Origin of the sequence: Planococcus versutus (assembly GCF_001186155.3) — a bacterium.
Classification (GTDB): domain Bacteria; phylum Bacillota; class Bacilli; order Bacillales_A; family Planococcaceae; genus Planococcus; species Planococcus versutus.
This window is the reverse complement of record NZ_CP016540.2, coordinates 1,386,352-1,411,499: the sequence shown is the minus strand read 5'-3', so window position 1 is coordinate 1,411,499 and position 25,148 is coordinate 1,386,352. Positions and strand designations below refer to the sequence as shown.

At 40.8% G+C, this 25,148-nt stretch carries 19 protein-coding genes, 1 other RNA gene and 1 other annotated feature; of the genes, 2 read left to right on the top strand and 18 right to left on the bottom strand.

Annotated elements, in window-relative coordinates; genetic code table 11:
* Positions 1 to 185: 185 nt before the first annotated feature.
* Genes recD2 through cymR form a run of 5 tightly spaced genes read right to left on the bottom strand, consistent with a single transcriptional unit; the run spans position 186 to position 5,996 of the window.
* Positions 186 to 2,603 (bottom strand): SF1B family DNA helicase RecD2, encoded by a 2,418-nt coding sequence (recD2, locus tag I858_RS07135; RefSeq protein ID WP_065524185.1) that lies wholly within the window; start codon positions 2,601 to 2,603, stop codon positions 186 to 188.
* Between the two features lie 24 nt (positions 2,604 to 2,627).
* On the bottom strand, positions 2,628 to 3,287 hold the full coding sequence (locus I858_RS07130; protein ID WP_065524186.1) for a tetratricopeptide repeat protein: 660 nt from the start codon (positions 3,285 to 3,287) through the stop codon (positions 2,628 to 2,630).
* A gap of 15 nt (positions 3,288 to 3,302) precedes the next feature.
* Positions 3,303 to 4,418, bottom strand: a complete 1,116-nt coding sequence (gene mnmA, locus I858_RS07125) for a tRNA 2-thiouridine(34) synthase MnmA (protein WP_065524187.1) — start codon at positions 4,416 to 4,418, stop codon at positions 3,303 to 3,305.
* A gap of 13 nt (positions 4,419 to 4,431) precedes the next feature.
* Positions 4,432 to 5,565 (bottom strand): cysteine desulfurase family protein, encoded by a 1,134-nt coding sequence (locus I858_RS07120; RefSeq protein ID WP_065524188.1) that lies wholly within the window; start codon positions 5,563 to 5,565, stop codon positions 4,432 to 4,434.
* Positions 5,566 to 5,579: 14 nt separating this feature from the next.
* Complete coding sequence (gene cymR, locus I858_RS07115; protein WP_065524189.1) at positions 5,580 to 5,996, bottom strand: cysteine metabolism transcriptional regulator CymR; 417 nt, start codon at positions 5,994 to 5,996, stop codon at positions 5,580 to 5,582.
* A gap of 301 nt (positions 5,997 to 6,297) precedes the next feature.
* Between cymR and I858_RS07110 the strand changes: the two genes are divergently transcribed.
* Positions 6,298 to 7,587: a replication-associated recombination protein A gene (locus tag I858_RS07110; protein ID WP_065524190.1), complete on the top strand. Its 1,290-nt coding sequence runs from the start codon at positions 6,298 to 6,300 to the stop codon at positions 7,585 to 7,587.
* Between the two features lie 138 nt (positions 7,588 to 7,725).
* Here I858_RS07110 and I858_RS07105 read toward each other — a convergent pair whose 3' ends face one another.
* The 4 genes from I858_RS07105 to hisS all read right to left on the bottom strand — a co-directional run bounded on the left by I858_RS07105 (position 7,726) and on the right by hisS (position 11,887).
* Positions 7,726 to 8,490 (bottom strand): tRNA threonylcarbamoyladenosine dehydratase, encoded by a 765-nt coding sequence (locus tag I858_RS07105; protein WP_065524191.1) that lies wholly within the window; start codon positions 8,488 to 8,490, stop codon positions 7,726 to 7,728.
* Between the two features lie 103 nt (positions 8,491 to 8,593).
* Positions 8,594 to 8,776, bottom strand: a non-coding RNA gene (gene ssrS, locus I858_RS07100) — 6S RNA.
* A 44-nt stretch (positions 8,777 to 8,820) separates the two neighbouring features.
* Positions 8,821 to 10,605 (bottom strand): aspartate--tRNA ligase, encoded by a 1,785-nt coding sequence (aspS, locus tag I858_RS07095; RefSeq protein ID WP_065524192.1) that lies wholly within the window; start codon positions 10,603 to 10,605, stop codon positions 8,821 to 8,823.
* On the bottom strand, positions 10,574 to 11,887 hold the full coding sequence (hisS, locus tag I858_RS07090) for a histidine--tRNA ligase (protein ID WP_065524882.1): 1,314 nt from the start codon (positions 11,885 to 11,887) through the stop codon (positions 10,574 to 10,576). The genes aspS and hisS overlap by 32 nt, the downstream gene beginning before the upstream one ends.
* Positions 11,888 to 11,943: 56 nt before the next feature.
* Positions 11,944 to 12,182 (bottom strand) — a binding site (T-box leader).
* 112 nt (positions 12,183 to 12,294) lie between these two features.
* On the opposite strand from hisS, the gene I858_RS07085 reads away from it, so the two are divergent.
* Positions 12,295 to 13,863, top strand: a complete 1,569-nt coding sequence (locus tag I858_RS07085) for an N-acetylmuramoyl-L-alanine amidase family protein (RefSeq protein WP_065524193.1) — start codon at positions 12,295 to 12,297, stop codon at positions 13,861 to 13,863.
* Positions 13,864 to 14,079: 216 nt separating this feature from the next.
* Here the strand turns inward: I858_RS07085 and dtd are convergent, their stop codons facing one another.
* From dtd to yajC, 9 genes are all read right to left on the bottom strand, one after another.
* The gene (gene dtd / locus I858_RS07080) at positions 14,080 to 14,520 is read right to left on the bottom strand and encodes a D-aminoacyl-tRNA deacylase (RefSeq protein WP_065524194.1); all 441 of its coding nucleotides are present in this window, start codon (positions 14,518 to 14,520) and stop codon (positions 14,080 to 14,082) included.
* A gap of 9 nt (positions 14,521 to 14,529) precedes the next feature.
* The gene (locus tag I858_RS07075; RefSeq protein WP_065524195.1) at positions 14,530 to 16,722 is read right to left on the bottom strand and encodes a RelA/SpoT family protein; all 2,193 of its coding nucleotides are present in this window, start codon (positions 16,720 to 16,722) and stop codon (positions 14,530 to 14,532) included.
* A 130-nt stretch (positions 16,723 to 16,852) separates the two neighbouring features.
* Entirely contained in the window at positions 16,853 to 18,406 is a 1,554-nt protein-coding gene (locus I858_RS07070) for a glycosyl hydrolase family 28-related protein (RefSeq protein ID WP_065524883.1), read from the bottom strand.
* Positions 18,407 to 18,498: 92 nt separating this feature from the next.
* Positions 18,499 to 19,011: an adenine phosphoribosyltransferase gene (locus I858_RS07065; protein WP_065524196.1), complete on the bottom strand. Its 513-nt coding sequence runs from the start codon at positions 19,009 to 19,011 to the stop codon at positions 18,499 to 18,501.
* On the bottom strand, positions 19,002 to 21,341 hold the full coding sequence (recJ, locus tag I858_RS07060; RefSeq protein WP_065524197.1) for a single-stranded-DNA-specific exonuclease RecJ: 2,340 nt from the start codon (positions 21,339 to 21,341) through the stop codon (positions 19,002 to 19,004). The genes I858_RS07065 and recJ overlap by 10 nt, the downstream gene beginning before the upstream one ends.
* 85 nt (positions 21,342 to 21,426) lie before the next feature.
* Positions 21,427 to 21,828 (bottom strand): LapA family protein, encoded by a 402-nt coding sequence (locus tag I858_RS07055; RefSeq protein WP_065524198.1) that lies wholly within the window; start codon positions 21,826 to 21,828, stop codon positions 21,427 to 21,429.
* A 75-nt stretch (positions 21,829 to 21,903) separates the two neighbouring features.
* Positions 21,904 to 24,180 carry a protein translocase subunit SecDF gene (secDF, locus tag I858_RS07050; protein WP_065524199.1) on the bottom strand — a complete coding sequence of 759 codons (2,277 nt, stop codon included), beginning with the start codon at positions 24,178 to 24,180 and terminating at the stop codon, positions 21,904 to 21,906.
* A 256-nt stretch (positions 24,181 to 24,436) separates the two neighbouring features.
* The gene (locus I858_RS07045; RefSeq protein ID WP_065524200.1) at positions 24,437 to 24,745 is read right to left on the bottom strand and encodes a post-transcriptional regulator; all 309 of its coding nucleotides are present in this window, start codon (positions 24,743 to 24,745) and stop codon (positions 24,437 to 24,439) included.
* Positions 24,746 to 24,860: 115 nt separating this feature from the next.
* Positions 24,861 to 25,136: a preprotein translocase subunit YajC gene (gene yajC / locus I858_RS07040; protein ID WP_065524201.1), complete on the bottom strand. Its 276-nt coding sequence runs from the start codon at positions 25,134 to 25,136 to the stop codon at positions 24,861 to 24,863.
* Positions 25,137 to 25,148: the final 12 nt, after the last annotated feature.

Here is a 25,148-nt window from a genome sequence, read left to right as displayed (position 1 = left end):
GCACTGCTTCAGCCACTTCCCTCGCCGCGCTCAGTCCAGGCTCTTCAGCTCGTGCTGTCTCCCCAGGAGTCGCCGCCTTACACTCTTTCTTCTAAAAGTTAAATCTTAAGGTATGTAGCAAAATAGCGCAGACTCCTGCGGGAAAGCGAAGCTATTTTGTGGAATACCTTCTTCACAACTAACTTTTATGCTTCCATAAAATTTTGTGGCGTGATGCCTTCCATACCGATCATTGGGTGAACAGTGTGAACGTTTTCAACGGTTAGGCTAATAGGTCCGCTTTGTTTTGTCTGTGCAAGTTGTTTTGTTTGTTCTTCGGTTTTTGGTTCGTCAGTCGCGACCGCTAAGCGACTTTTCAATGTAGTCATGCGTTGCGCGTCGTCTGTACGTTCGACACCATAACGAAAAACACCTGGGTCGCCGCATAAAATGAGAAAATCTTTACTTCGCGTGATGCCCGTGTATAGTAAATTGCGACGTAGCATTTTCATGTAGCCACGCACAATTGGCATGATGACAGTTGGAAATTCAGAGCCTTGTGATTTGTGAATCGAGCAGCAATACGCTAACGTTAATTGGTTTAAGTCGCTGCGTTCATAAGTTACTTCAATTCCATCAAATGAAGCGACTAACATATCTTGCTTTTCGACGGTTTCTTTTGCTCGCATAATAGCCACAACTTCGCCCATATCTCCGTTAAAGACATTGCTTTCAGGCTGGTTGACCAGTTGCAAAATTTTATCACCAATGCGATATGTAATATCGCCAAATACCAGTTCTTTACGTTTGCCGTCAGGATTTGAATTGACCAATTCTTGGATCAATCGATTTAAAGCGTCAATTCCTGCTGGTCCTTTGTACATGGGTGCTAGTACTTGAATATCTTTTATCGAATGACCTTTTGATAAAGCGCTTTTAACTACTTTTTCAACTACTGTCGGAATCTGGTCTATACCTGCTTTAATGAAAGAACGATCCGCTGTTTTTGCGGTAATGTCTTCTGGCAATTGCCCTTTTTTCATTTGATGTGCCAGTTCGATAATTGATGAGCCTGACGACTGTCGATAAATATCCGTTAATTCAACAGTTGGAATTCGTTTTGATTCTAGTAAATCGCGCAATACTTGACCAGGTCCGACTGGCGGCAATTGATCTTGGTCGCCAACAAAAATCAATTGGGCGTCTTCCGGTACAGCTTTTAACAATTGATGTGCGAGCCACGTATCAACCATCGACATTTCATCGATAATAATCAATTTGCCTTCAATTTCTTTTTCTGTTTCTTCGTCTTTTTCTTGACCATTAAATCCAAGCAAACGGTGAATGGTCATAGCTGGCAAATCAGTAGATTCACTCAACCGTTTAGCCGCCCGTCCAGTTGGTGCTGCAAGAATAATCGGAAAAGGTTCTTTTTTCTTTGCGTATTCTTTAGGGTCGAGTGATAATCCGTGAAGCTCGGCGTAAATTTCTACAAGTCCACGAACAACGGTTGTTTTCCCAGTACCTGGTCCTCCTGTTAAAATCATAACAGATGAGTTAATGCTATTTTCGATTGCTTCAACTTGCGTCTCAGCATAATTTACTCCAAGACGTTCTTCAGCTTCGCCAAGTGCTTTTCGCACTTCTGAACTCGGAAATTTTGCGCGATTTTCTTGTTCAGCCAGCAATGTTTCTAATTTTGTCGCAATGCCCACTTCCGAATAATAAAGTGATGGCAAGTAGAGCCGTGTTTCTTCTCCAGCCACTTTGCCTTCTTCATTTAATTCAATTGCCGCTTTTGAAATCGCATCAATTGAAATTTCTTCTTGTTGCCGTGCTTCAAGCATTTCTTTAACTACTGGAATTAACGTTTGGGCATCTACAAACACGTGTCCATCAGACAAAGAAGCTTGATTGAGAATATGCAAAATCGAGGCTTTGATGCGGTCAGGGTGACTACCCGTAATGCCGAGTTTCATCCCTAATTCATCGGCACGTTGAAAACCAATTCCTTCGATTTCTTCAATAAGCTGAAATGGATTTTTGGTCAAAATGTCGATAGTTTCTTCACGGTATGCTTGATAAATACGCATGCCAACTTGTGGACCAAAGCCCCAATCATTTAGTTGAATCATTACGCGTTCAAGACCTAGGTTCATTTGTAAAGTTGCGCGAATTGTGTCTTTTTTGTCAGCAGATAACCTCGGAACTTTATCGAGTGAATCAGGGTCTTCTAAAATCTTTTTGATCGCGTCTTTGCCTAGTTTTTTAACGATAGTTTCCGCCGTTTTCCGGCCAATGCCGTTAAACATATCACTTGATAAATAATGAATGATGCCTTGTTCGGTTTCAGGTACTTCTTTTGTAAAAGTTTCCACTTGAAATTGAACGCCGTAACGCGGATGATTTTTTACGACTCCTGTAAAACGGTACTGTTCTTCAAGCGTCAACGCCGGAAAATAGCCAGATACAATAATTTCTTTTTCAGTATAAGGGGTGTTGGTTTCTTGGATTTTCACTTTGGCTATGGAGAATAAGTTTTGGGGATTGTGAAAAATCGAGACGACAGGACGCCCTAATACAAATTGCTTTTCTTCTTGAAATAAATCGATTTGTCCGGTCATTTCTGTCGTCTCCTCTTCACATAGCTATTGTAATGTTGTTGCAATCATATCGTATGCATAGCGCGCCATTTCGTTGTGCTCGTCTAACGTATACGCTTGTTTCAAATGATACATAGCATCTTCTGTACGATTTGTCGAAACCGCATAAAGGACGCCTAAATTATAATGTGCGTCTGAATGATTTTGTTGCTGTTTGATGACTTGAAGAAATTGAGGTTCTGCGAGTTCAAACAATTCCATAGATGCCAAAGTGATGCCGTAGCTTAAACGAGCTTGAACATCGTTTGCATCTAACTCCACTGCGCGTTGAAGATAAGGTAACGCTAATTTTGGTTGATCTAGTTTCTCGAAGCATTTGCCGATCATGAAGTGAGCGTCTGCACCTTCAATTTCGTATTGCAATGCTTTTTCATAAAGCTTTAATGCTTCAGAATAGCGCTCTGCATTAAAGTACAAATTAGCCAAACCGTAAAAGGCAGTTGCGGACGTTTCATCCAGTGTAATGGCTTTTTGGAAAAATCGTTCCGCACGGTCAATTTCGTCCATCGACGTTAAGACATGCCCAAAATTGATATAGCCTAGCGGATTTTCTGGTTGTTGTTCGATTGCTTGTGTAAAAGCTTCGACTGCTTTTTCTGTATTGCCTTCTTGCAAGGCTTGTATACCGATTTCGTTATAATTCATTGCTGTCTCTCCCATTTACCCTACATATTCCAATCGTGCTCCGTTTTTGAAAACGTGATCGATGGTTCCGCCACCTAAACATTCTTCGCCGTCATAAAAGACTACTGCTTGACCAGGTGTAATTGCACGTACCGGTTCTGCAAACGTGACGACGGCTTCTTTTCCGTTAAATTCTACCGTAACACCGACATCTTGCTGACGATACCGGAATTTAGCTGTACATTCCAAAATACCACTTGGTGGTGTGTTAGATGTAAAACTTAAGTTTACAGCAGTTAAGCTATCTGAGAAAAGAGCATCATGATGAATATTTTGCCCAACGAATAAAACATTACGATCCAAGTCTTTACCAATGACAAACCATGGGTCACCTGCGCCACCAATACCCAGTCCTTGACGTTGACCAATTGTGTAATACATTAATCCATCATGTGAGCCCATTTTGACGCCTTCTAGTGTTTCCATTTGACCGGGCTGTGCCGGCAAATATTGACCTAAAAATTCTTTGAAATTACGTTCGCCGATAAAACAAATACCGGTAGAATCTTTTTTTGTAGCTGTTGCAAGTCCAGCTTCTAGTGCGATTTCACGAACTTTCTTTTTCTCCATATGGCCAATTGGGAACATTACTTTCGATAATTGATGTTGGTCTAGTTGATTTAAAAAGTACGTTTGGTCTTTGTTGTTGTCTTTTCCACGCAGCATTTTTGTTTCGCCATTTTCTGCGTGCTCAACTTGTGCATAATGTCCTGTTGCTAAATAGTCTGCCCCTAAACTTAAAGCATGCTCTAAAAAGGCCTTGAATTTAATTTCTTTGTTGCACATGACATCTGGATTTGGCGTACGACCTGCTTTGTATTCTTCTAAGAAATATGTGAAAACTTTGTCCCAGTATTGCTTTTCAAAATTAACTGCGTAGTAAGGAATACCAATTTGGTTACAAACACGAATAACATCTTCGTAATCTTCTGTTGCTGTACATACGCCATTAGCATCCGTATCATCCCAATTTTTCATGAAGATGCCAATCACTTCATAGCCTTGCTCTTTCAGTAAATGAGCAGCAACTGAAGAGTCAACTCCACCGGACATCCCAACTACGACTCGTGTATCTTGTGGTGCTTTTGTCATTTAATTCACCTTTTCATTTTAATGCCAAACGCTGGCTGATTTGCGCTGTCTTTTCGGCAGCTTGTTCAATATCTTCAGGCGTTAACCCAAGACCGAAACTGAAACGAATGGAATTACGACTTTCAGCAGCATGTTCTCCGTACATTGCAACAAGTACATGAGAAGGGTCAATAGAACCCGCTGTACAAGCTGAACCACTTGAAGCTGAAATCCCCGCTAAATCCAAATTAATCAAAAACGATTCGATTTCAATGCCTGGTATGCTGAGATTTAAAATATGCGGCATGGAATTGCTACCGTTTTCTTTGTAGTCAACGCCACACTTAGTTAAAACCGTTTTGAAAATGGTTTTGTATTGCTTATAAACTGTAGTTTTTTCTTGCATCGTAGTCGTTGAAATTTCTACCGCTTTCGCAAATGCTGAAATCGCCGGTACGTTTTCAGTTCCTGCACGACGTTTTCGTTCTTGTTCGCCACCGTAAAGAAGCGGCGCTATGTCTGTTCCTTTGCGCTGGTATAAAAAACCTATTCCTTTAGGACCGTTTAACTTATGTGCAGACACGGACAATAAATCAACATGTAAATTGTCCACATCCATTGGCAAGACACCGAATGCTTGAACAGCATCGGTGTGAAATGTAACATTTGTTCCTTTTAATAGTTCACCGATTTCAGCAATGGGTTGAATTGAGCCAACTTCGTTATTACCCATCATCACCGATACTAGAATTGTATCGTCACGCAGTGCATTTTTCACGTCTTCTGCTCGCACACAGCCATTTTCCCCAACAGGCAAATAAGTGACGTCATACCCATCACGTTCTAGTTTTTCACAGGCATGCAACACCGCATGATGTTCAATGACCGTTGTGATAATGTGTTTGCCATCTTTTTTACCCGCTGTTCCGAAAACCGCTAAATTATCCGCTTCTGTTCCACCGCTGGTGAAAATAAGCTCGTTGTCATCTGCGTGAATGCTTGTCGCGAGTGTTTTGCGTGCATGGTCTAATGCTTTTCGTGCTGCTCTTCCTGTCCCATGAATACTTGATGGATTGCCATAAACCGCTCCAAGTGCCTCAGAAAAAGTTGCTACCACTTCAGGATGCATAGGCGAAGTTGCCGCATGGTCTAAATAAATTCGATTCATATAGATTTACTCCCTTATATATAATACATATAGTTTTCAGTTTCGCCATTTTCGGCATTTGCCAAATCTTCGATGGTTGTAGTATCCAATACATTTTTTACTGCATCACGAATGCGCACCCAAAGCTCACGCTGGGGTTGTTTTTCGTCTTCGATGCCTTCTACAGGTTGTATTGGGCCTTCTAATACACGAATTACGTCTCCTGCTGAAATTTCTTTTGGATGACGCGTTAACATATAGCCACCATATGCACCGCGAACACTTTTCACCAGTCCTGAATTACGCAATGGACCAACAAGTTGTTCTAAATACGCTTCAGAAAGATCATTTTCTGTTGCGATTTTGCGCAATGGCAACGGGCCTTCTCCGTAATGTTTTCCAAGATCGATCATAATTGTCAGCCCGTAACGGCCTTTAGTTGATATTTTCATCATTACACCTCTAAGTTTGATAATTTAAACGAGTAGCTGTTCACTTTTTCGTTTCTTATGTGCGTCTTCTCTGGTCTAGCGCGTCGACCAAGAACTTAAACGATAGAGAGCGCTTGAACACGCAACAGATTTGCAGCGAATTAATAACAGAATAATGCTACTAATAAATTACAAATCTACCTATACACCAACGTATATTCTTCAAATCAGTATAGCATAATTCGACACAAATGGACTTGCAATGACTTTTGAAACTTCAAACGCTATACTGATAGAACGAATGTACGAAAGGAGTTTTTTTATGCATAACGAACCTTTAGCTTTTCGTATGCGTCCACGAACGATTGATGAAGTTGTTGGACAAAAAGATGTCATCGGACCGCATACTGCTTTATATAAAATGATCAAAAACGGCCATGTTCCGTCAATGTTGTTGTACGGCGAACCTGGTATTGGCAAAACTTCTATTGCTCACGCTATCGCGGGCACGTCAAATTTACCATTTATCGCATTGAATGCTACGACTTCCGGCAAGAAAGATGTCGAAGAAGTTGTCACGGAATCGCGGATGACTGGGAAAGTGTTACTGTTCTTAGATGAAATCCATCGCTTTAATAAATTGCAACAAGATGCTTTGTTGCCACATGTTGAAAGTGGATCTATTGTCTTAATAGGTGCAACAACAGAAAATCCTTTTCACGATGTAAACCCAGCTATCCGCTCACGTTGCGGTGAAATCAAACAATTAAAAAGGTTGTCACACGAAGACATCGTCCAACTAATAAACAGTGCTTTGACAGAACCAAAGCGTGGACTTGGAAATGAACAAATCGAGATTTCTGAAAAACAAGTCGAACGAATTGCAGAAGGTACAAACGGTGATGCCAGAAAAGCATTGACGATGCTAGAATCAATCGTTATTGCTTCTGACGAAATCGACGGCAAATACATAGTAGAAGATCAAATGGTGGAACAAATGATCAAACGTGTGGGTGTATTTGGTGATAAAAAAGGATCACATTTTTTTAATCTACTTTCTGCTTTACAAAAATCAGTGCGAGGCAGTGATGTAAATGCTGCTATGTATTATTTGGCGCATTTATTGGAAAATGGAGATTTAACAGCAGTCACTCGCCGATTGCTTGTGATGGCTTACGAAGACATTGGGCTAGCAAACCCAGCTGTCGGTGGTCATGTTTTAGCAGCTTGCCAAGCAGCTGATCGCCTTGGGTTACCCGAAGCGCGCATTCCCCTTGCTCAAGCAGTTGCTGAAATGTGTTTGTCTGAAAAATCCAACTCTGCCTATAAAGCGATTGATGCCGCAACAAGCGCAATCCATAAAGGCGAAGTAGGTGATATTCCAATGCATTTACGGGATACCCATTACGCCGGTAGCGCTGAACTTGGCCACAGTGGTTATCAATATCCACACGATACCCCCGTTGGCTCGTTTGGTGGATGGGCTGATCAAGATTATTTGCCAAAAGAAGTACAAAAAGCTGAGTTTTACAAACCCGTTATTGCCGGTGAAGAAAAAAAGTTTGCGGGTATTTACGAAAAACTAAAAAGCTTCCGCAAAACCAAAAAATAAAAAAAGTGGAGCTATAACGAAAAGTAATCATCTACAACACAATACAAAGCCATTTCTGAATTCGGAAATGGCTTTTTCGATGAATTCATTCGTCAAAATTACATAAAAAAACCAGCTCATAAAAAAGCCGGTTATAAATTAATTCATGCGGACACGCGTCATGGGAATTGATTTCGTGATGTCATTCACTACCCAACTCGCAGCAATCAACCCGACAGTTGACGGAGTAAATGCATTGGACGATGGTGGCATTTGTGCTTTTCGGATTGCAGCATCTGGCTTTCCAACTGTGTCGACCACGTCTTCACGCACAACGATTGGACTTTCATCTGAAAAAATTACTGGAATGCCTTTGTAAATTCCATTTTTGCGCAATTTTTTACGAATAATTTTTGCTAACGGATCTGTATGTGTTTCAGAAAAATCCGCTATTTTAAAGCGCGTCGGATCGGTTTTATTAGCCGCTCCCATACTCGCAATGATTTTTATATCACGACGGTAACATTCTTCCATCAAATGAACTTTGTAAATCATCGTGTCGGAGGCATCGATGACATAATCAGGATTGTAGCTAAAAAACTCAACGCAAGTTTCTTCTGTATAAAACATATGCAACGAAATCACGTTACAATCTGCATTAATGTCAGCGATACGGTCTTTCATCACGGCCGTTTTTGACTGTCCCACAGTCGATAGATTTGCAACAAGTTGACGATTAATATTCGTAATGTCCACATTATCTTTGTCTACAAGAATAATTGTCCCCACACCGCTGCGTGCACAAGCTTCTGCAGCAAATGAGCCAACACCACCTACACCAAGTATGGCGACCGTTGCATTTTTTAGTAAATCAATGCCTTCTTTTCCTACCGCTAATTCATTTCTTGAAAATTGATGCAACATTAAAGCCACTGCCTTTCAAAGTAGATACGCATAATAGGAATTATACACGTTAAAAATCCCTTAAACAATAAATTGTCTAAGGGATAAAAATGATTTTTTAATTAAGAATCCCAATCGTGCCGTCTTTGTTGTTGCGCATCGTTTGAACCCGCTGAAAGCAGGTGGGTGATCTCTTTACCACTTATAACTTCCCGTTAAGGCATGTTAGCCATGGTAAAATTCAATCTCCCGACGACATAATGTTGGGTCAAAATCGAATTGCTTAAAACGAACACATCAGGATTCTCTATAAACTTATGTTAGCACACCTTTTTTATTTAAACAAGCTTTTTACTCTGATACTTTTTTATTATTCTGAATGTTCAACGATAGGCTCAATTCCTCAAGTTGTGAACTAGAAACAGGACTTGGCGCAGCTGTTAATAAGTCACTTGCACTAGCCGTTTTCGGAAAAGCGATGGTATCACGTAAATTCGTACGACCTGCAAGTAACATGACAAGACGGTCTAAACCAAACGCGATGCCTCCATGAGGAGGGGTTCCGTACTCAAATGCTTCCATTAAGAACCCAAATTGTTGGTTCGCTTCTTCTTTACTAAAGCCGAGAACTTCGAACATTTTCTCTTGAATTTCACGACGATAAATACGAGAAGACCCTCCACCAAGCTCGTAACCATTTAATACCAAGTCATATGCTTGTGCACGAACGTTTTGTGGCTCGGTAGTAAGTTTTTCTAAATCTTCTTCAAACGGCATTGTAAATGGATGGTGAGCTGCATAGTAACGACCATCTTTTTCATCATACTCGAGTAGTGGCCAGTCTGTAATCCACAGGAATTTATAAACCGAGTTGTCAATCAAGCCAAGCTCTTTTCCAAACTTCAACCGCAGTGCGCCTAGTGCGTCTGCTACTACCGTTTTTTTGTCTGCCACAAACAATAACAAGTCGCCCTCTTCTGCTTGAGCTCGTTTTGTTAAAGCTGTTGCTACTTCGCCTTCAAAAAATTTAGCAATCGGGCCTTTTATGCCTTCTTCTTCAACTTTCAGCCATGCAAGTCCTTTTGCTCCATAAACCGCGGCAAATGCGCCTAGTGCATCAATATCTTTGCGTGAATAATTAGCAGCTTGACCCTTAACATTGATCATTTTTACTTGACCACCGTTTTCGATTGCGCCAGTAAACACTTTAAATGCTGAATCTTCTACTAGATCTGAAACGTTCACCAGTTCCAAACCAAAGCGAACATCTGGTTTATCTGAGCCATAACGATCTATCGCTTCTGTATAACTCATACGCTGAAAAGTAGGTTCGATATCGATTTTTTTCACATCTTTCATCATTTGACCCATTAATCGTTCGTTCAAATCGATAATACCTTCCATCGTTTGAAAGCTCATTTCTATATCAATTTGCGTAAACTCTGGCTGACGGTCTGCACGAAGATCCTCGTCGCGGAAACAACGTGCAATCTGGTAATATTTATCAAATCCAGAAACCATCAACATTTGTTTAAACAATTGAGGAGATTGAGGTAATGCATAAAATTCACCATCGTGAACACGACTTGGCACTAAATAATCACGTGCGCCTTCAGGAGTCGACTTTGTCAGAATTGGTGTTTCTACTTCAATAAACCCTTCTTCGTCTAAGAAGCGGCGGATTGATTTGGTAACATCTGAACGCATTTTGAACGTTTCGTACATCGATGGACGACGCAAGTCTAGATAACGGTATTTCAATCGTAAATCTTCACTGACTTCCATATTGTCTTCGATTGCGAAAGGTGGGTTTTTGGCAGCATTAATGATTGCAGCGTGATCAACTTGCACTTCAATTTTACCGGTTTTCATCGTTGCGTTGATTTGGCCATGTGCTCGTTCGACAACCAATCCATCGATATGAATCACAAATTCATTGCGAAGCGTTTCGCCAATAGCAGCGGCGGCTGTTGAAATTTCAGGATTAAACACAACTTGAACAATTCCAGAACGGTCACGAACATCAACAAAGATTAATCCGCCTAAGTCACGACGTTTTTGCACCCATCCTTTTAATGTAACACGTTGTCCAATAACCAGTTCATTAACTTCCCCACAATAATGCGTTCTTGACATGTCTATTCCCCAGTGATTTCTTTTTCAATATGGCTGTAGCGATTTCTTCGAATGCCACTTCTTGCTGTTCGCCCGTCGCCATTTCTTTTAATGCGATTTTGCCGCTTTCCAGTTCTGTTTCGCCAATAACAATAACAAAACCAGCTCCCTTACGATCAGCCGATTTCATTTGTGCTTTTACTTTACGATCCGTAAAATCCATATCCGCAGAGATGCCGTTCATGCGCAAATCGCGAACGACTGAAAAGGCCTTTTTCTTTGTCTTTTCGTCCATTGCCACAACATATACTTCCAAATTGTTTGATTGGCCAATTTCGATTTTTTCCATTTCAAGCGCTAATAACAACCGCTCGATACTCATTGCAAAACCAATTCCTGGTGATTCAGGTCCACCAAGGTCTTCAACAAGACCGTTATAACGCCCTCCACCAGCTAACGTAGTGATTGCGCCAAAACCTTCAGCGTCGCTCATAATTTCAAAAGCAGTGTGGTTATAATAATCAAGTCCGCGCACTAAATTCGGATCGACAACAAATTCAATGTCCATGCTCGAAAGATAAGCTTGCACTTTATCAAAATAAGCTTGTGATTCTGTGTTTAAATAGTCTGCTAGTGAAGGAGCAGTTGCCATCAACGGGTGGTCACGATCTACTTTGCAATCTAGAATACGTAAAGGGTTTTTTTCTAAGCGTATCTGGCAATCGCTACAGAATTCATTAATACTTGGTTGAAAATGATGGATCAAAGCTTTTTTGTGAGCTACTCGACTTTCTGTATCACCGAGTGAGTTGATGACTAAACGCAATTGTTTGAGACCAACTGAACGATAAACTTCCATTGCGAGTGAAATCACTTCTGCATCAATTGCTGGATCTTTTGAACCAATTGCTTCCACACCAAATTGCACAAACTGACGTGTGCGACCAGCTTGTGGACGCTCGTAGCGGAACATAGGGCCTGTATAGAATAGTTTTACGGGCTGATCCGGCATACCAAATAATTTATTTTCTACATAAGAACGAACGACTGAAGCCGTGCCTTCGGGGCGCAACGTTAATGAACGGTTGCCACGATCTTGGAATGTATACATTTCTTTTTGAACAATATCTGTCGTGTCACCGACACCACGTTGGAATAATTCTGTGTGTTCGAAAATAGGAGTACGGATTTCTTTGTATTGGTAAAGTCGACATAAGTTGTTTATTTTTTGTTCGACTTCTTGCCATTTGGCGGATTGGTCTGGCAGCACATCGTATGTGCCACGTGGCGCTTGAATGTTCATCATCTCTTCACTCCTTTATTTTTTCCATACAAAAAAGCTCCCGCCCCTTGCTTTACGCAAGGGACGAGAGCTTGTATTAGCTTCCGCGGTTCCACCCTAGTTGATGCAAAAAATGCACCCTCTCATTCCGGGTAACGGCCGGTTCCGTTTTTTCCTATTAAGCAGCAAATGCTTTTCAGAAAAAAGCCTCAAAAGTGTTATTCATCGCAAGTGTCTGTAGGAAAGTTTACAGCCCGAGACTTTCCCTCTCTTTTCAGTTCAATTTTGCAATTACTTTCTTCGTCATCAGCAAATATATAAAGATAATAAATCAATCTTAATAACTACATGAAAGCTTGTCAACCTTTTTGACACAAACAGTAGAATATTTGATACTATGGAAGAGTAGTTTTTATAGGAGGTATTGCATGAAATACAAAGGATTTACCGCATTTATTTTATTTTTTTTACTGATCGCCAACAACACCCCATTGTTCTATAGCAATCATGTACTGGCTGATACCGATAGCGTTGAAATTTCGGGTACAACTGTTAATGTCCGCTCAGGTCCAGGACTTTCTTATGCTGTGACGGATGACTTGAAACAAGGACAAATCGCCACTGTAATTTCCACAAAAGGTGAGTGGCTTGAAGTACGGATAGACGGCAAAGAAGGCTGGATTGCTTCTTGGTTGACAACTGCAACAGGTGAAGAACAAAAATCTAGTGGCGAAACCGCTATTTCATCTGTGAATGGTTTAAATGTTCGTGCACAACCCGATTTATCAGCAGCCGTTTTGACGAAAATGAGCGCTGGTGACGAAGCACAGGTTGTCCGAGTCGCAGGTGATTGGATTGAAATTGATTTTCGTAACACTCGTGGATTTGTATCAAAGCAATACATCAATTTTGCCGAAACGTCTCCAAAAAAAGATCAATCAACTGCCGATAAAAAAGACCAACAGCAAACGGCAATTTCTAAAGTTTCATCTTTTGAAGTTGCTGTGAATGCATTGAATGTTCGCTCAAAACCAGATCTTCGCTCCAAAATTCAAGACACAGTCACTAAAGGTCAAGTCTTTCCTGTCTTATCCATGGAAGGCAATTGGGTAGAAATCGAATTGACTAAAGGCAAACAAGGCTGGGTTTATTCATTTCACGGCCAACTGTCTGATCTAACAGCAGAAACGGTAACAAGTGAAGCGAAAAAATCGGTCACTATTTTAACAGATGGCACAAATCTTCGAAGTATGGCTTCTACTGCTTCTGAAGTTGTTAGCCGTGCAGATGCTGGAGATAAATTAGCGGTCACTAAAAAACAAAACGATTGGTATCAAGTTTCATTGCCGGATGGCCAAACAGCGTTTGTTGCAGAGTGGGTTGTTTCTACAGAAGAAACCATTTCTGAAAAACAACAAACCGACCAGCCAGAACGTAAAAAAGGCACCTTAAACGGGGTAACAATTGTCCTTGACCCAGGTCATGGCGGTAACGATGGCGGTACGGTAGGCGTTCGAAAAACGTTGGAAAAAGAGTTGACGTTAAAAACTGCAGAAATTTTGTCTCAGCATTTGAACGCAGCAGGAGCTGAAGTGGTCATGACGCGTCAATCTGATACATACGTTGATCTTCGCAAACGTGTTGCCAGTAGCCACCAAGCAAGCGCAGATGCGTTCATTAGCATTCATTATGATGCTACAGATGATAGCTCCGTGTCAGGATTTACTTCTTATTATCAACACGATTTTCAAAAAGAATTGGCAGAACACCTCAATTCAGAGCTAAATCGCAAGTTGACTTTAAGTGATCGCGGCGTTCAACATGGCAATTACTTAGTGCTTCGCGAAAACAAACAGCCTGCTGTCCTTGTCGAACTTGGCTTTCTCAGCAACTTCAATGAAGAACGCATTTTGACAAGCAATCAATTTCGCGAACAAGCGGCACTCGGTCTTTATACCGGTATAATCAATTATTTTGATGAAAAATTAAGCGACTAAAAATCAGCATGGAGAACTTTTCTCCGTGCTTTTTTATGTGCAATTTGGGCTTTTGTGCGTATTTTCCGTTGAACGTGCATATTTCTCGTTGAACGTGCGTATCCGGTCACGAACGTGCGTATTTTTTCCTGAACGTGCATAACGCTCATAAATATGTTCAAGCAGACAAAACAAAAAGAAGCACAAGCTAATTTGCCTGTACTTCTTCTCCACGTTCTATTGAGACTCTACTAAAATTGTTACGGGGCCATCATTGACCAATTGGACGTCCATCATAGCGCCGAACACACCGGTTTCAACTTTGAGACCATGACTTCGCAACGCTTCGTTAAAAGAGTGCCACAGCGGTTCAGCTACGTCTGGTCGAGCCGCTTCGATAAAACTTGGACGTCTTCCTTTTTTAACATCACCATACAACGTAAATTGAGATATTGATAAGATGTCTCCACCTCGATCTAAAATCGAGCGGTTCATCTTTCCTTCTTCGTCTTCGAACAAACGCATTTGCGCAATTTTACGCGCTAAATATGTTGCGTCTTTTTCTGTGTCTTCATGAGTGATACCAACAAGTAACACATAGCCTGAGCCAATAGCGCCAGTAATGTTCTCATCGACTGTGACGGATGCTTTTTTAGAGCGTTGCAAGATAACTCTCATGTGGCCTCCTTAGTTCGTTACACGCGTAACCGAGTAAACATCTGGAATCGATTTAATGCGTTCTACGACACGGTTAAAATGCGAAATGTGTGGAATCATAATGGACAAATTGATCGTGGCAATTTTGTCTTTATCTGCCCGCGCACTAACTGCAGTAATTGTCGTTTTGGTTTCACTAACCAAATGCATTACTTCGTTGATCAATCCTGTGCGGTCGTATGCTTGCACTTCGATATCGATTTGATAGGACTTGTTATCAGGAGTTCCTGCATTTTCCCATTCTACTGGAATCAGTCGGTCGTTGTCTTCAGAGTGGATATTCGGACAGTCGGTACGATGAACAGAAACGCCACGTCCTTTTGTAATAAACCCAATGATGTCATCGCCTGGTACCGGATTGCAGCATTTTGATAAGCGAATCATCATGTTGTCGATTCCTCTAACAATGACACCTGAATCGGTTTGCTTTTTCGGTACAGCTGATTTCATTTCAACGGTAATTTTCTCGATTGCCTCTTCTTGCTCACGTTTTTTTCGCATTTTTTCAGCCAACCGATTAACGACTTGTTGAGCAGTAATGCCGTTAAATCCAACAGCCGCATACATGTCATCTTCGCCTGCAAAATTAAATTTTTCACATACACGTTTAATGTTTTCATTCGTTAAAACTTCTTTTATTACAAAGTCTTGATTTTTAATTTCTTTTTCAATCAATTCTCGACCTTTAACAACATTGTCTTCACGCAGTTGTTTTTTGAAAAATTGCTTGATCTTGTTTTTCGTTTGTGTTGATTTGGCGATTTTTAGCCAATCGCGACTTGGACCAAATGATTGCTTAGAAGTCAGAATTTCAACAATATCTCCCGTATGCAATTCCGTATCCAGTGGTGCCATTTTGCCATTGACTTTAGCACCTATGGTTTTGTTGCCAATTTCTGAGTGAACGCGATACGCAAAATCAATGGGACACGAACCAGCAGGCATTTCGATTACATCGCCTTTTGGTGAAAAAACGTAAACCATATCTGAAAACAAATCGTATTTTAAAGACTCCATAAACTCTTCGGCATTATCGGAGTCGTTCTGGAAATCCAAAATTTCTCGGAACCACGAAAGACGCGAATCAACCGAATTTTTTGTTTTTTCGAGAACTTTGCCTTCTTTATACGCCCAGTGCGCAGCGACACCATATTCAGCAATGCGGTGCATTTCTTCTGTGCGAATTTGCACTTCAAGCGGATCGCCTTGTGGCCCAATCACCGTTGTATGAAGTGATTGATATAAGTTTTGTTTAGGCATTGCAATGTAATCTTTAAAACGACCTGGCATTGGTTTCCATGTAGAGTGAATAATCCCTAATACTGCGTAGCAATCTTTAATGCTTTCAACAGTAATCCGTACAGCTAATAAATCATAAATCTCATTAAACTGCTTGTTTTGCATCGCCATTTTTCGGTAAATGCTGTAAATATGTTTGGGTCTACCAAAAAGATCCGCTTTTATATCAACTTCATCAAGTTGTGTGCGAACCTCATTCATGACATTATTCAAATATTCTTCTCGTTCTGTTCGTTTCTTTTTCATCAAATTGACGATACGGTAATACTGTTGTGGGTTTAAATAACGTAATGCAGTATCTTCCAATTCCCATTTGATGGTATTTATCCCAAGACGATGTGCAATTGGCGCAAAAATCTCCAATGTTTCATTGGCTTTAATGCGTTGCTTTTCGATAGTTTGGTATTTTAACGTACGAAGGTTGTGTAGACGATCCGCCAGTTTAATCAAAATCACGCGAATGTCTTGTGCCATGGCCACAAACATTTTGCGGTGATTTTCTGCTTGTTGCTCTTCTTTTGACAAATACTTGATTTTGCTCAATTTTGTCACACCATCAACAAGCATCGCAACTTCTTCATCAAAATCACGGACGATGTCTTCACGGCTAACTTCCGTATCTTCAACTACGTCATGCAAAAAGCCTGCTGCAACTGTTGCTGGATCCATCTGTAAATCGGCTAAAATCCCGGCAACTTGAACCGGATGCACAATATAGGGTTCTCCCGATTTCCGGAATTGTCCCATGTGTGCATCATAGGCAACTTGATATGCCTTTTTTATTGTTTGTACATGATCGGCATTCATATAAGACGCAACCATTTCGAATACATCTTCAGCTGTTCTCACTTGATCTTTCGACATAATTGCCCACCTTGTTTTAAAATTTTCCAAAAGTATATCTATCTATTATAAAAAACAATATAGCTAATTGTAAAGCTTTGTTGATGGTCTAAACACATATAAATAGCAATCAGTAGAAATTTAGTCAAATTTATAATAGATAACGACTTCGCCTGCGCACATCTTTTAAGCGAACTAGTTTACTTTCTTTGCCAACCATTACTACTTGTTTGGCCGACCCAAGACTTAGGATCGTTTGAATCCTGACACTATTGGCGCTTTGCTCTCCACCAAAAACTGTGATATCTGAATCAGCCGTTGTAAAGCCTTCAATTACACCATTGGTTAACGAAACGAAAGCAGCACGATATTGAATAGCAACTGCCGTTTGACGTTGATAATCATATTCTGGATCTCCAACAAATAAAAATCGATTTATTGCGACGTTGCGATACCCTGACACAACTAATGAACGCGGAGACGAATTTTTGTAAAGAGCTGTTTCAGTTGGCTCAATGGATACCAATTTTTGCGCACGAATATTAAAAGCAGATCGCGATTCCGGTTCGTCTTTTTTGTGATGGCCAATATGACGGAAATTGAATGAGCGATTGTCATGTACCGATAAATGGCCTGATATATAAACTCCTGATGCGGCTGAGGAATCTGCATGCGCTTTAATTTCAATTCCTCCAAAACAACGTGTACTCGAATTGTTAACTAACCAAACATGCCTTGAGCCATCGTCTACTTCAAATCCGTTGGAATTAGAAAAACCTTTCTCATGTGAACGTCCGCTTGGGTCACTAAAATGACAATTAGAGATAAATACATAATCGCTATGATGTGTAGTTACACCATCATCACCAAACCCAGAGCCATTTACGCCATCGAGCCACACAAAACGACTGCCGCCTTTGGCTCGTAAACCATCTCCTGCATAGTTATAAAGAGGCGCTGTAATATCAAAGCAATGCAGACCTGGATTTAGCGCTTCTACATTTATAACCCATCCGTATAGAAGATTAGCATATGTTAAGCAACTAGAGTAATTTCCACCTGAACTGGTATTTTCAATATCGCCAAGTCGCTCTATATTCCAATCTAAAGTAAGGTTTTCAACTGAAATATTGCGATTGCCTGCAACATAATTACGATTAGTTATTAATCGCTTTTTTCGAGAAGCCTTTGGATGCAACTTTAAGATGGTGCGTCCTTTTCCTGCTCCGACTAGACGAGTCCATGAAGGCAACCGTAAACCATCTACAATAAAAACCCCTGCCGGAATGTTAACTTCTCTATTCCCGTTAGCCAATGCTTTTTTAAAAGCAGCGCTGCAATCTGTTTGGCCGTCTCCAATAGCACCAAAATCACTGACACTCACGCTATCGTCAATCGTTGACTTTAATTTTCGGTACTCGCGGTCAAGTTGATCTTTCCACGAAGGAACCAATTGATTTTCAGACACTTTACTTTTGTAGTGGTATTCATCTTCAGGATTAAATTGTTCCGCTATTAGTGACCATAGCCGTTGCGTAATTGTTTTTTTCTGACGGGTATATTTGCTGACAGCAAAGTCTTTTTTGATTTCATTAAAAAATTGTTCTGTTTCGTAGGTAATTTCTTTTAGGGGAATGCGATTTTCCAAATAGTGGTCAATCCATGCAGCATTTAATCGGGGGTCGTGTTGTTTTTCGAGTCTCATCATCCTGTCACCTCGTTTTATAATCATTACTGTCATTATACCCTTGATAACAGAAAAAAATCCCTTCACCTAAAAGGCAAAGAGATTTATCTTTAGTACTTCATTAATGTCGCCACATCGTAGCCGTTCAAATGCTTACGTCCATCCAAATAAGTCAATTCAATTAAAAATGCGCAACCAACGACAATTCCGCCTAGCTGTTCTACTAATTTGATCGTCGCTCCAATTGTGCCACCTGTTGCTAGCAAATCATCTGTGATTAAGACACGCTGACCTTTTTTGATTGCGTCTTTGTGCATGGTTAACACATCTGTACCATATTCAAGTCCGTACTCAGCACTGATTACTTCACGCGGCAATTTACCTGCTTTACGGACAGGCGCAAACCCAAGTTCAAGTGCGTAAGCTACCGGACAGCCGATGATAAATCCACGCGCTTCAGGTCCAACAATAATTTCGGCATGAACCGTTTTTGCATACTCAACGATTTGATCTGTTGCGTATTTATAGGCAGTTCCATCGTCCATCAACGAAGTGATGTCTTTAAACTGAATTCCGGGTTTTGGCCAATCTTCAACAATGGTAATGTACTTTTTCAAATCCATATTTCTTCCTCCTTGGCAGACACCTTAGCATCGAACCACTCTTTTAAATCTTTGAAAGATGCATACAAAAGCTTTTGTTCAAGCGCCACTTGTTGTTCGCGTTGTTTATAAATAGGCGCTTCTGACAGATCTTGTTTGCTAGGCGATTGTGCAATCTCAGTAATGCCATTGTTAAGTGTAACAAAACCAAGTTCAAAAAACACCTGCAGCATGAAAAATAATGATTCGCGTGTCCACCCTTTATGTTTCGCCAACTCGTCACAATTTTTAGTAAAGTCAAAAGATCCGCGTTTTTTAATAAATCCAAACAACCATTTAAATTGTTCGCGCGTTGGAATTTGCTCGAAATACTGCGAATCTTTCGCATGAAAATGAGCGTAAATTCGTTTTGGTTGTAGCTTTCCTAACACTTCCGCCAATTGTTCTTCTGACTCAGGCAAGTCTAACAAGACTAGGTGATAAACATTTTCTGTCAAGTTATCCAACTGATCGAGAGTACAAATTTTCTCTGGCAAGAACGATTGGAACAAAGCGGGCGTTTCTTCTTTGAACGCTAAGAACACTTGGTGTTCATTTGGGATTAGTTTTGACCAGCGTGAAACTTGACGAATGCCACGAATATCGAATAATTGCCATTGATCAGTGCGAACATCTTCTACCATCAATTGAGGTTTTTTCCGACCGTTCCATTCGTTCACTTGCAAATCACCAATAACATCAATTTTAACATTAGGCGTTAATTCATCACCAACAGAACCGAGACCAAAACCAACAGCATCTAATGTTGCCGCATGTTGCGTGAGTTCCATTTTCAAGTGATTTTGAGCAGCGCCAATTTTTCGAATGGATGATACATGCACGCCTTCTAGATAAAACTTTGGTTTGGCAAAGCCCATACCAAATGGTGCAAGCAAACGCATCGATTCAATCGCTGTAATATCGATTTCGTCTAATTGAAGTGGAATGTCAATGTCTACAACAGGCAGTAAATCTTCTTCTGTTAAATTTGCTGCTTGCTCGATCAATCGCTCGCGCAACTCATCCACATCATTCGCTTCAAGCGTCATTCCCGCTGCCATTGGATGCCCTCCGAAATGAGGCAAAATGTTACGGTTTTTAGCCAATTCATTATATAAGTGAAAACCATCAATGCTGCGTGCAGAACCTTTTGCTTTGCCCGTTTCTGGATTTAACGACAAAACAATTGATGGTCGATAAAATTTTTCTGTTAGTTTGGATGCTACGATCCCGACAACACCAGGATTCCATCCTTCTTGTGCAACAACGAGTACGCGTGGCACACCGTTAGGATAACGTTGTTCAACTTGTTGCATCGCTTCTTCTGTAATTTGTTTCACAATTGCTTGACGTTCTTTATTTAATACATCGAGTCCGGAAGCTAATGAACGCGCTTCTACAGAGTCATCCGTCAAGAACAGCTGAACGGCAGGAGCTGCGTCTTGTAAGCGGCCAATAGCATTAATACGCGGTCCAAACATAAAGCCAAGCGTTTCTTCCGTAATGTCTTGTTGTTTAATGCCCGACACTTCGCACAGTGCCGAAATAGCTGGACGCGGCGAGTCAACTAAAGCTGCCAGTCCTTCTTTAACAAATAACCGGTTTTCTCCGTGAAGTGGTACCAAGTCAGCCACCGTTCCAATGGCTGTTAGTTCGATCAAGTGATCGGGCAGTTCTTCGTAAAGTGCATGCGCTATTTTAAATGCTACACCAACGCCCGCCAATTCACCAAACGGATAATTTCCTTCAGGATGACGCGGATGAACAACAGCTAGTGCATCCGGCAACTGTTCGCCAATGTCATGGTGATCACTGATGATCACGTCCATTCCTAAACGGTTTGCAAATTCAACTTGTTCGATTCCCGAAATGCCGTTATCGACTGTCACAATGAGTTTAGTACCGTTATCAAACGCCTGTTGAAAAAGCTCTGTATTCGGACCATAACCGTGTTTAAAGCGATTGGGAATCATAAACGACACTTTGGCTCCTAAATCTTCTAGAACGGTCATCATAACCGTGGTACTCGTAACACCGTCTGCATCGTAATCACCATAGACAACAATGTTTTCTTGTTTGTCGATTGCTGTACGAATTCGTTCAACCGCGATGTTCATATCTTTCATCAAATACGGATCATGAAATCCTTTTACGTCCATTTCCATAAATGTTCGAGCAGATTCGGTCGTAGTTAATCCACGCGTCACCAAAATTTTAGCTAATACCGATGATATATTCAGTTCTTTCTGGATGTCTTGAACTAGTTGTTCATCTGGCGTTGTTAATCGCCATCTTTTTTTAGATTCAATCATTGTATTCACTTCCTCATCGATTCATTATACAGTAAACGATCACAGACAAAAACCTTTCGGTGTCTTACCCGAAAGGTCCGTTTTTTCAGAATTCATCTTTTCTTGTTTCAACTTCTGGCTGCTCAAGTGAGGTGTCTACCGGTTCTTCTACCAGTTTTTCACTAGTCACAATTTGAGGTTCTGGCTGTATGCCTACTTTTTGATAAGCACCAATTTCATTTTGTTGTGTCGCGATCAATGATTCTTTTACTGCGATTTCTTTTTGCAAGGTTTTAATTTTACGTTGCAGTTGATAGTTGCGCATAATGGCCAACACACTGCTGAGTAAAAATCCGAGCAATGCAGATGCTAAAATAACCAAGATCAACGGCCATTCAGCTTCACCGAATACATAGTTGACAGGTACATCATCCACGTTAACAACGGCAAATACAGCAATAATTACTGCGAAAATAAGTCCGATTAACAGCAGCCATTGTAGTTTCATTGCAATTCCTCCTTCAAATTAAAAAAATGGAACAAGGTCATTGTCATTATACCCTGTTCCATTGCTTGTTTAAACTTAAACTACAGGCTCATCAGAACCCCACTTTGATTCTTGTTCTTTTTTCTCGATATCGATTGGTCCTTTTTTATTCAATTCTCCTTTTTTCAACACTAGCCATAGCTGAGCTGCAATAAAGATGGAAGAATACGTACCGGCAATCAAACCGATTAATAACGCAATTGAGAAGTTTGTAATCGATGGTGCACCAAAGATTAACAGCGCAATCACGACTAGTAATACTGTTAATACGGTGTTCACCGAACGACCGAGTGTTTGACGAAGTGATACATTGACCACTTTTTCCAATTGTTCGACCGTGTCGATTTTCTTCAGGCGTCTCATATTTTCACGAATTCGGTCAAATGTCACGATGGTGTCATTAATCGAATAACCGATGATGGTCAGTACCGCTGCGATAAACGTGATGTCTACTTCAAGCCGCAGTAAACTAAAAGCGGCTACGATAAAGAACGCATCGTGGATTAACGCAACAATAGAAGCCACACCCATGCGCCATTCAAATCGGAAAGCGACATAAATAATAATGCCGAGCGCCGCAATCGATAATGCGTATAAAGCATTTTTTGCCAGTTCTTTACCAACCGTAGCCGACACTGTCGAAACGTTTGGCTCTGCCCCATACTGTTCTTTGGCAGCAGATTTCAAGCTATTGATCTCTTCTTGGCTAAACTCCTCGTTGAAACGAGCTACACCGATAGTGGAATCATCACCCGAAATGACAATATCGTCCGTTTCAAATCCAGCACCGTCTAAGAACGTTTGCACTTCTTCTTTCGTTAAAGCGGCTTCTGAAGCAACTTCAACGCGTGTACCACTAGAAAAGTCGATGCCGAGATTCAAACGGAACACGCCGAGAATAGCCATTCCTGAAACAATCAAGATAATTGAAGCTAAAAAGAATTTATTGCGGTGATGCGCAAAATCAAAGCGGTCAAAGCGTGTTGAAAGATCGGTAATTTCCAATCCTTCATCTGCTGAATGAATAACAGATTTCTTTAGTCCAAACAAACCGGGCTTGTTGTCAAGCGCACCGCTATGGACCCATAAGCCGAGCAGCAAACGCGAGCCCCAAACGGCTGTTAAGAAACTTACTAGAATCGAAATGATTAATAATGTTGCAAAGCCTTTAACTGAACTTGTTCCAAAGTAAAACAACACGATTGCTGCCAGTAAAGTTGTTACATTCGCATCTACGATAGCAGAAAACGAAGAACGTGCGCCTACTTTGAACGATTCTTTGACTGATTTGCCAACACGCATTTCTTCACGAATTCGCTCATACGTGATGATGTTGGCATCTACTGCCATTCCGACACCGAGCATGATTGCTGCGATCCCTGGCAACGTTAACACGCCACCTATCCATTCAAATACTAGCAAGATTAAGTAAACATACGTTGACAAAGTAACAACTGCTACCATACCTGGTAAACGGTAATACACTAACATGAAGATCAATACTAACGCGATCCCCACTGCTGCTGCCACCATGGTTTGGTCGAGAGCTTGTTCACCAAACTGAGCACCAACAGAAGTTGAGTATATTTCTTCCAGGCTTACTGGTAAAGCACCAGCGTTTAAAATACCTGCAAGATTTTGTGTTTCTTCTACTGAGAACGATCCTGAAATTTCAACAGAAGGAGATGAAATCCGTTGACTAACACTTGGCGCTGAAACAAATTTCGGATCAGCTTTTAAACGCTCTTCAGCAAACGAATCTACACCTTCTTCAAAATCAAGCCAAATCGCGAGCACATTGTTTGGTGCAGGAATTTGCGAAACTTGTTCTGTAATTTCTGCAAATTTTCCTGGGTCATTTAACTCCAACGTAACAATTGGGTTCCCGTTCGAATCGAAAGTTCCCGTTGCGCCACCTTGTTTTAAGTCGTTACCCGACAGCAATAAATTATCTTCTGCGTCGCGAAACGTTAAGTTTGCTTCAGTCGATAATAATTCACGTGCCGAGGCTTGGTCTTCGACTCCCGCTAATTGAACACGTATGCGGTCGTCTCCTTCAATTTGGATAACGGGCTCGCTGACACCGAGTACGTTAATTCGGTTCATTAACGCGTCTGTTGTATCCGTTAACACATCTTCTGTAATTTCTTGACCTTTATCAAGTGCTGTCACTTCGTAAAGCACTTCAAAACCGCCTTGCAAATCTAATCCTAATTTAATGTCTTTTGCGATTGGTAAACTTGTGCTACCGATAATCCCTATCAGTACAATAACCAGTAAAAAAAAGGCAATAATGCGACCTCTTGCTTTCATATGTAACTTTCCCCCTCGTCGTGAAAAACACAGCACTATCATTATGAAACAGCTGCTGAATGCTGTCAAATTAGACTTGATAAGTTGAAGATAATCTATGTTGTTAAGAGTTGTGAAAATTGTTTAAGATAAACGCTTTTTGGAAACACTGCATCGCTTTTTTTCTAAAAACAATTATCCATTTTCAACATCATGCGTTTGTATCCAAATCGAAAAATGCGACGTGGAACTATTGATTTTAATTGCTATACTTGGCTCATCTTTTCGGAGACGGTCTTAGGAGATGTTCGATGTTCTCGAGTGTGCTGTCATCATTCCACCGCGCTTTTTTTAACGCTTCTACTTGGTGATAAGCTAAAAAATCAGAAGCCGTCATATCCATGATGTCGTTGATCATTTCGTAAAGATGCATCGTCTCAATTTCTTTTTTTCGCCATTTTTTCTTTACACAAAACTCCCAAAGATCTGTTTCTGTAAACGTATCGTATTGAAAATGGTGAAATTCACTGCATTTACTTTCGAGCGCTGGCAAAACCAAGCTAAATTTCTCTGGATAACTCGCCATGCAAATACTCCTTTCTATCGTGCTGAATCTATTGTAACGTTATTATGGAAATTTTAGAATAAGGACATTATTTTTTCATTAAAAAAGCGCCTTCTCATTTGAAGGCGCGCTTTTTTTAGATTGCCACTTTTGCAGCATCTAGTATGCGTGCGATTGCTTGACGCTCAAACTGCATGCGCGTGCCATCAGCTACAGTGATGTAAACTGTTGCATCGTCTACAGCATCCACAAGTCCGTGTAAGCCACCGATTGTCACGATACGATCGCCACGTCTTAGTTCAGACTGCATGTTTTTCGTTGCCTTCTGACGCTTTTGAGCAGGACGGATGATGAAAAACCACATTAGCAAGAACATTAATAGTAAAGGTGATAACGCAATTAACGTTTCCATTATTCAATTTCC

What these genes read in the sequence shown, in the direction of transcription:
- recD2 (WP_065524185.1), bottom strand. Translation starts at nt 2,603, where the DNA reads ATGACCGGACAAATCGATTTATTTCAAGAAGAAAAGCAATTTGTATTA.
- I858_RS07130 (WP_065524186.1), bottom strand. Translation starts at nt 3,287, where the DNA reads ATGAATTATAACGAAATCGGTATACAAGCCTTGCAAGAAGGCAATACA.
- mnmA (WP_065524187.1), bottom strand. Translation starts at nt 4,418, where the DNA reads ATGACAAAAGCACCACAAGATACACGAGTCGTAGTTGGGATGTCCGGT.
- I858_RS07120 (WP_065524188.1), bottom strand. Translation starts at nt 5,565, where the DNA reads ATGAATCGAATTTATTTAGACCATGCGGCAACTTCGCCTATGCATCCT.
- cymR (WP_065524189.1), bottom strand. Translation starts at nt 5,996, where the DNA reads ATGAAAATATCAACTAAAGGCCGTTACGGGCTGACAATTATGATCGAT.
- I858_RS07110 (WP_065524190.1), top strand. Translation starts at nt 6,298, where the DNA reads ATGCATAACGAACCTTTAGCTTTTCGTATGCGTCCACGAACGATTGAT.
- I858_RS07105 (WP_065524191.1), bottom strand. Translation starts at nt 8,490, where the DNA reads ATGTTGCATCAATTTTCAAGAAATGAATTAGCGGTAGGAAAAGAAGGC.
- aspS (WP_065524192.1), bottom strand. Translation starts at nt 10,605, where the DNA reads ATGTCAAGAACGCATTATTGTGGGGAAGTTAATGAACTGGTTATTGGA.
- hisS (WP_065524882.1), bottom strand. Translation starts at nt 11,887, where the DNA reads ATGAACATTCAAGCGCCACGTGGCACATACGATGTGCTGCCAGACCAA.
- I858_RS07085 (WP_065524193.1), top strand. Translation starts at nt 12,295, where the DNA reads ATGAAATACAAAGGATTTACCGCATTTATTTTATTTTTTTTACTGATC.
- dtd (WP_065524194.1), bottom strand. Translation starts at nt 14,520, where the DNA reads ATGAGAGTTATCTTGCAACGCTCTAAAAAAGCATCCGTCACAGTCGAT.
- I858_RS07075 (WP_065524195.1), bottom strand. Translation starts at nt 16,722, where the DNA reads ATGTCGAAAGATCAAGTGAGAACAGCTGAAGATGTATTCGAAATGGTT.
- I858_RS07070 (WP_065524883.1), bottom strand. Translation starts at nt 18,406, where the DNA reads ATGAGACTCGAAAAACAACACGACCCCCGATTAAATGCTGCATGGATT.
- I858_RS07065 (WP_065524196.1), bottom strand. Translation starts at nt 19,011, where the DNA reads ATGGATTTGAAAAAGTACATTACCATTGTTGAAGATTGGCCAAAACCC.
- recJ (WP_065524197.1), bottom strand. Translation starts at nt 21,341, where the DNA reads ATGATTGAATCTAAAAAAAGATGGCGATTAACAACGCCAGATGAACAA.
- I858_RS07055 (WP_065524198.1), bottom strand. Translation starts at nt 21,828, where the DNA reads ATGAAACTACAATGGCTGCTGTTAATCGGACTTATTTTCGCAGTAATT.
- secDF (WP_065524199.1), bottom strand. Translation starts at nt 24,180, where the DNA reads ATGAAAGCAAGAGGTCGCATTATTGCCTTTTTTTTACTGGTTATTGTA.
- I858_RS07045 (WP_065524200.1), bottom strand. Translation starts at nt 24,745, where the DNA reads ATGGCGAGTTATCCAGAGAAATTTAGCTTGGTTTTGCCAGCGCTCGAA.
- yajC (WP_065524201.1), bottom strand. Translation starts at nt 25,136, where the DNA reads ATGGAAACGTTAATTGCGTTATCACCTTTACTATTAATGTTCTTGCTA.